The sequence below is a fragment of the Oligella ureolytica DSM 18253 genome, from assembly GCF_000373745.1.
GTDB lineage: Bacteria > Pseudomonadota > Gammaproteobacteria > Burkholderiales > Burkholderiaceae_B > Oligella > Oligella ureolytica.
This window is the reverse complement of sequence record NZ_KB892359.1, coordinates 1-1,810: the sequence shown is the minus strand read 5'-3', so window position 1 is coordinate 1,810 and position 1,810 is coordinate 1. Positions and strand designations below refer to the sequence as shown.

The window sequence follows — 1,810 nt, the reverse complement described above, 5'->3', positions numbered from 1 at the left end:
CATTAGCCATCGCTACTGTACCCTGATTCAACGGGGCGATGGCTACGGTTACTCCACCCGAATAGATAGCTTCTAACATTTAGGAGGCGCGAGAACAAAGGGGGTCACTGCGTGACCCGTGCTATCCCTCCCCGCCATCAATGACGAGGTATCTCGCACAACATCTTGATGAAATTTTAAAAAACCACCGTGAATACCTAGGCTATTACTACCACCCGGCTTGGGTTGATCATTTGGGTGAGCCCGAGCCTTCGCTATCCCCTATTTTCAGCGTGTATGATGGCAAGCTGGCCACTCGATATTTACGCCATTATATTGAACTGGGTCATGAGCGACGCAATACACCTTTATCGCAAGTGCAGATTGAAGCCCTAGATATCTTCGATGCAATTACTCATGATCCGGCGATGCGTTTAGATATGATGCTGGAACCGGGTGATATTCAGTTTTGCAACAATTACACCATTCTCCATTCACGTACTGCTTTTGTCGATTTTGATGATGTCGAAAAGCGTCGTAAGCTATTGCGTTTATGGCTCAAAATGCCTAATGCCCGACGCTTAGCAAGAGATTTTCCCGGACGTAACGGGATTCCCAAAAGCAGCATTTAAAATAATTCTCTGATTAGATGCTCTCAAGTTGAGTAAAATGAATCAAATAAGTTTAAACTAAATATGCTTTTTTATTAAAACCACTATTTTAAAAGCGTTTGTGTCGTGTCTAAAAACCTCAGTATCAATCATCTCTTTTTATTAATTGCTCCCCCTTTGTTTTGGGCCGGTAACTTCGTCATTGGTCGCATTGTCCGTGACGATATTGGCCCAATGAGCTTATCATTTTGGCGCTGGGTCATTGCTTTTTGCTGCTTATTGCCCTTTGTCTATCGGTATATAAAACGCGATTGGCCTCTTTATAAAAAGCATATAGGTTTTGTGTTAAAAACCTCGATTGTTGGGGTAACTTCTTTTAACACCCTAATTTATTTAGGACTACATGGCACCACGGCGACCAATGCACTGCTTTTAAACTCCACTATCCCAGTACTGATTATCTTATTTAGCGTGCTGTTTTATAAGCAACGTCTCTATGCCTTACCCTCTATCGGCTTGATCCTGTCGCTGTTTGGTGTCGGCATTATTATCCTCAATGGCGATATCCATGCACTCTTAAGCTTTTCCTTTAATACCAGTGATTTAATCATCTTTACCGCGATGGTTTGTTGGGCTATTTACACCCTTTGGATGAAAAACACGCCACAAGGCATGGACCGTACCGCCCTAACCTGCGTACAAATTGCCATTGCCGTCATTGCATTATTCCCACTGTGGTTATGGGAGAGTGGCGGCCAATTACCCATTCACCTCAATAACAACGCTAAAATGGCGTTACTCTACGTGGGTATCTTCCCCTCAGTCATCGCCTATGTGTGCTATAGCCTTGCCATTAGTCGTGTAGGGCCAATGATTTCAGGATTATTTATTCATTTAATGCCTGTTTTTGGGGTGATTTTGGCAGCTATTTTTGCCGGCGAAAGCATCCGTCTTTATCACTTAGTCGGTATTACACTGATTGGCCTAGGGATAGTACTTTCCAGTCGCCAATCCTGACCAATCATCGCTGTAACCCGTGTAACGCGCTGGGATTTATGCCAGCGCGCATCCCCATCCTATCGGCGTTCACAACATGCGCCGACCTCACTTCAATTGTATAATGGCTTTTACCAAAATGCGCGGAAAGCCTCGTCGTTTAGGGCGAGGGTGAATAGCGCGGACGGCAACGCCGTCCTTTGAATCTATGGTGGCGTTTGCTG

At 44.6% G+C, this 1,810-nt stretch carries 2 protein-coding genes; both read left to right on the top strand.

Annotated features, from left to right (window positions below; genetic code table 11):
* The first annotated feature begins 140 nt into the window (after positions 1 to 140).
* Positions 141 to 611 (top strand): TauD/TfdA family dioxygenase, encoded by a 471-nt coding sequence (locus B092_RS14530; protein WP_018575634.1) that lies wholly within the window; start codon positions 141 to 143, stop codon positions 609 to 611.
* A 105-nt stretch (positions 612 to 716) separates the two neighbouring features.
* The gene (locus tag B092_RS0112855) at positions 717 to 1,607 is read left to right on the top strand and encodes a DMT family transporter (protein WP_018575633.1); all 891 of its coding nucleotides are present in this window, start codon (positions 717 to 719) and stop codon (positions 1,605 to 1,607) included.
* Positions 1,608 to 1,810 lie beyond the last annotated feature (203 nt).

What these genes read in the sequence shown, in the direction of transcription:
- B092_RS14530 (WP_018575634.1), top strand. Translation starts at nt 141, where the DNA reads ATGACGAGGTATCTCGCACAACATCTTGATGAAATTTTAAAAAACCAC.